We start from the raw sequence: 4,269 nt of genomic DNA, 5'->3' as shown, positions 1-4,269 counted from the left end.
GAGCCGATGCGGCCCGGTACGACGCTGGAGACGCTGGCCGGGCTCAAGACGCCGTTCCGGCCGCACGGCCGGGTCACCGCGGGCAACGCCGCCGGGCTCAACGACGGCGCCACGGCCTCGCTGATCGCCGCCGAGGACTTCGCGCGCGAGCAGGGACTGCCGGTCAGGATGCGGCTCGTCTCGTACGCCTTCGCGGGTGTCGAACCCGAGGTGATGGGCTACGGGCCGATCCCGTCGACGGAGAAGGCCCTCGCCAAGGCGGGCCTCTCGATCTCCGACATCGGGCTGTTCGAGATCAATGAGGCCTTCGCCGTGCAGGTGCTGGCCTTCCTCGACCACTACGGCATCGCGGACGACGACGAGCGTGTCAACCAGTACGGCGGCGCCATCGCGTTCGGCCATCCGCTGGCCTCCTCCGGCGTACGGCTGATGACGCAGCTCGCCCGGCAGTTCGAGGCACGTCCCGACGTCAGGTACGGACTGACCACGATGTGCGTCGGCTTCGGCATGGGCGCGTCGGTCATCTGGGAGAATCCTCACTTCGACGGAGGCACCAAGTGAGCACCGCTGAACTCCTGAAGGGCGCGGCCGAGCTGTTCCCGGACGAGGTCGTCACCCAGGCGCATGTACGCCATCTCGATCTGCCCGCGGGCGCCGGGCGTTTCGCGCTGATCACGCTGGACAACGGTCTCGACCACACGAAACCGACGACGTTCGGCCCGCAGTCGCTGGCGAATCTGGACGCCGCGATCGCCCAGGTCGAGGCGGTGGCGTCCGAGGGCTCCATCGTCGGTGTGGGCGTGACCGGCAAGCCGTTCATCTTCGCCGTAGGCGCCGATCTCAAGGGCGTGGAGCTGCTGAAGCGCCACGAGGACGCCCTCGCGATCGGTCGCGGCGGCCATGACGTCTTCAAGCGGCTCGCCGCGCTGGCCGTGCCGACGTTCGCGTACTACAACGGCGCGGCGATGGGCGGCGGTGTGGAGATCGGTCTGCACTGCCGGTACCGCACGGTGTCGGCCGCGCTGCCCGCGTTCTCGCTGCCCGAGGTCTTCCTCGGTCTGGTGCCGGGCTGGGGCGGCTGTACGCTCCTGCCGAATCTGATCGGCGCCGAGCGCGCGGTCTCGGTCGTCATCGAGAACTCGCTCAACCAGAACAAGCAGCTCAAGGGCGCCCAGGTGCATGAGCTGGGAATCGCGGACGCGATCTTCGAGGGCGCGGACTTCTTGGAGCAGTCGCTGCTGTGGACGGCGTCCGTGCTCAAGGGCGAGCTGGAGATCGTACGGCCCTCGGTGGACCGCGGTGAGGCCTGGGACCAGGCCGTCGCGCGGGGCCGGGCCTTCGCCGACTCCAAGGTGCACGGCGCGGCTCCGGCCGCCTACCGCGCGCTCGACATCATCGCCGCGGCCAAGGACGGCGACCTCCAGGCGGGCTTCGACGCCGAGGACCGGGCGCTGGCGGACCTGATCATGGGCGGCGAGCTGCGCGCCGGGATCTACGCCTTCGATCTGGTGCAGCGGCGCGCCAAGCGCCCGGCCGGAGCACCGGACAAGTCGCTGGCCCGTCCGGTCACCAAGGTGGGCGTGGTCGGCGCGGGGCTGATGGCCTCGCAGCTCGCGCTGCTCTTCCTGCGCCGTCTTGAGGTCCCGGTCGTCCTCACGGACATCGACCAGGAGCGCATCGACAAGGGCGTCGGCTATGTCCATGGCGAGATCGACAAGCTGCTGCTGAAGTCCCGTATCAACCAGGACAAGGCGAACCGGCTCAAGGCGCTCGTCTCGGGTGTGCTGGACAAGGCCGAGGGCTTCGCGGACGCGGACTTCGTCATCGAGGCCGTCTTCGAGGAGATGGGCGTCAAGCAGCAGGTGTTCGCGGAGGTCGAGGCGGTCGCTCCGGCGCACGCGATCCTCGCCACCAACACCTCGTCGCTGTCGGTCTCCGAGATGGCGTCGAAGCTCAGGCATCCCGAGCGTGTCGTCGGCTTCCACTTCTTCAATCCGGTCGCGATCCTGCCGCTGCTGGAGATCGTGCGCGGCGAGCGGACCGACGACGCGGCGCTGGCGACGGCGTTCGGAGTGGCGAAGAAGCTCAGGAAGAGCGCGGTGCTGGTCAAGGACGCGCCGGCGTTTGTCGTCAACCGTATCCTCACGCGCTTCATGGGCGAGATCCAGAACGTCATCGACGAGGGCACGCCGGTCGCGGTGGCGGAGCGCGCGGTGGAGCCGCTGGGACTGCCGATGTCGCCGCTGGTGCTGCTGGAGCTGGTCGGCCCGGCGATCGGGCTGCATGTCTCCGAGACGCTGCACCGCGCGTTCCCGGACCGCTTCACGGTCTCGGAGAACCTCGCGGCGGTCGTGAAGGCGGGCAAGCGCGGCTTCTACGTCTATGACTCGGGCGCGCCGGAGCTGGATCCGGAGGTCGCCGCGCTCCTCAAGCAGGGCGATACGGTCCTGACGGAGGAGCAGACGCGCGAGCGGGTGCTGGACGCGGTGGCTCAGGAGATCGGCCTGATGCTGGCCGAGGGCGTCGTCGCCGAGGCGCGGGACATCGACCTCTGTCTGCTCACGGGCGCGGGCTGGCCCTTCCATCTGGGCGGCATCACACCGTATCTGGACCGGGAAGGCGTCTCGGAGCGTGTGAACGGCAAGCGGTTCCTGGCGCCGGGCGTGGCGAGCGTACCTGCGTAGCCCTCACGCGGGCGGACGACCGGTCAGGCCGTACGGAGACTTCTCCGTACGGCCTGACCGCTGTCTGTGGGCGGTGGTGCCGCGTACGGGCCGTCAGACCTGTGTCCAGGCCGCCAGGGCCAGGCCCGGTTCCGCCTTCTGGCGGGCCAGCCGCAGCGTGCCGTCCTCGCCCAGTGCGGCCAGGACCACTCTGCCGTCGCCGTCCAGGGCCAGGGCCGGAGCGCCCACGCAGGGCTCGCCGGACGGAGTCCAGTTGAGGCCCACGGCCTCGTTCTCGGTCGGATACGCGGCGATACTCGGACGGCCGTCGGGGCCGCGCTGGGCGAGGATCGTGCAGTCGTGGCCGTCGACGGGAGTACGGAGCAGGGCCAGCGGTCCGGTGCCGGGACCGCCCAGCCGGACCGGTTCCATGCCCGGGCGCCAGGCGTGGACCGTACCGTCCTCGGCGTCGCGCCAGAAGTATGTGAGCCGTCCCTGGCCCGTGCGCTCCGCGATGAGCGTGCCGGGCGCGACCGGGGCGACCGGCTCGTCCTCGGCGCGTTCCAGGGCCGCTTCGGGCTTCTCGCGCAGCCAGCGGACGATGGTGTCCCGGGCCGGCACGAGGACTTCGATCCCACCGTGATCGGCGACGGCCGCCGCCGCCTCGCCGGTCAGCACGGTCCCTTCCGGGTTCGCGCCGCCCCAGGCCCGCCAACGGCCGGACCGCAGCTGGTTCTTGGCCGAGAGACGGCCGTTCGCGTTCCGTACGAAGAGATGCACGGAGCCGGTCGTGTCCAGGACCATCGAGGGCATGCCGATACGGAGGGCCTTCGCCCGGTCCTTGCCGTGCGGATTGCCCAGGGACTGCCAGTCCCGCAGCGGACGGCCCGTCTGGAACTGGACGGCGTGCAGGAGATCGACCTCGTCGGGCCCGTCGGCGCTGGGGCGCCTGCGCACCGCCAGCAGATGGACGAAGCCCTCGGCGCTCCGGGCGATGGAGAGATACGGCAGCAGACCGGCACGAGGCGCGGCGAGCAGTTCGGGTCCCGACCAGTCGGGGCCGCCGGGCCGGTCCTCCGTCCAGCGCAGCACGCCTTCGGCGGCCGGCGCGTAGGCCGTGAGCCTGCCGTCCTTGCCGCGCAGCAGCCAGCCGGTGGTCGCCGGGAGGGAGTTGTCCACGGGAAGTGCCGGGAGCGTACGGCGCGGCTCGCCCGTCAGGGCGCTGCCCGCGCCGTCTCCCGATCGTCTCGACGTCCGTCCGGACCTCGGTGTCATGGCCCGCTGCCACCTTCCCGAGCGCTGGAAACCCGGGACACGATGATACGCGCGGGTACCGCGGCGGATCCGGGAGCCCGCGTGTGCCATCGCTGTGACACGCTTGCGGGATGCGGACCCAGATCGTCGTGGACGCGGCGAACGTGGTCGGTTCCGTGCCCGACGGATGGTGGCGCGACCGGCGCGGCGCCACGGAGCGGCTGCGCGACTCCCTGGTGCCGTACGCCGGGCGCGGGATCGCCGGGCATCCGGGGCCCGTGGAGATCGTGCTGGTCGTGGAGGGCGCGGCCCGGGAGGTGGCGGCGGTGCCGGGCGTCCGGGTCGAGCCCGC

General features: G+C 71.3%; 2 protein-coding genes and 2 pseudogenes. 3 read left to right on the top strand and 1 reads right to left on the bottom strand.

The window, feature by feature from the left end:
- A pseudogene (locus GA0115259_RS26955) lies at positions 1 to 561 on the top strand (acetyl-CoA C-acyltransferase); the annotation flags it as partial.
- Entirely contained in the window at positions 558 to 2,684 is a 2,127-nt protein-coding gene (locus tag GA0115259_RS26950; protein WP_093601849.1) for a 3-hydroxyacyl-CoA dehydrogenase NAD-binding domain-containing protein, read from the top strand. The pseudogene GA0115259_RS26955 and the gene GA0115259_RS26950, both read left to right, overlap by 4 nt.
- Before the next feature lie 93 nt (positions 2,685 to 2,777).
- On the opposite strand, the gene GA0115259_RS26945 is transcribed toward GA0115259_RS26950, so the two are convergent.
- On the bottom strand, positions 2,778 to 3,938 hold the full coding sequence (locus tag GA0115259_RS26945) for a PLL family lectin (RefSeq protein ID WP_237540523.1): 1,161 nt from the start codon (positions 3,936 to 3,938) through the stop codon (positions 2,778 to 2,780).
- Between the two features lie 110 nt (positions 3,939 to 4,048).
- Here GA0115259_RS26945 and GA0115259_RS26940 point away from each other — a divergent pair.
- Positions 4,049 to 4,269 (top strand): annotated as a pseudogene (locus tag GA0115259_RS26940) (NTP pyrophosphohydrolase); the annotation flags it as partial.

The sequence above is a fragment of the Streptomyces sp. MnatMP-M17 genome (assembly GCF_900091995.1).
Lineage (GTDB): Bacteria > Actinomycetota > Actinomycetes > Streptomycetales > Streptomycetaceae > Streptomyces.
The sequence above is the reverse complement of the archived record's forward strand: the minus strand, read 5'-3'. Positions and strand labels throughout refer to the sequence as shown.

Coding starts and splice junctions, on each gene's coding strand:
- GA0115259_RS26945 (WP_237540523.1), bottom strand. CDS start 3,938: ATGACACCGAGGTCCGGACGGACGTCGAGACGATCGGGAGACGGCGCG.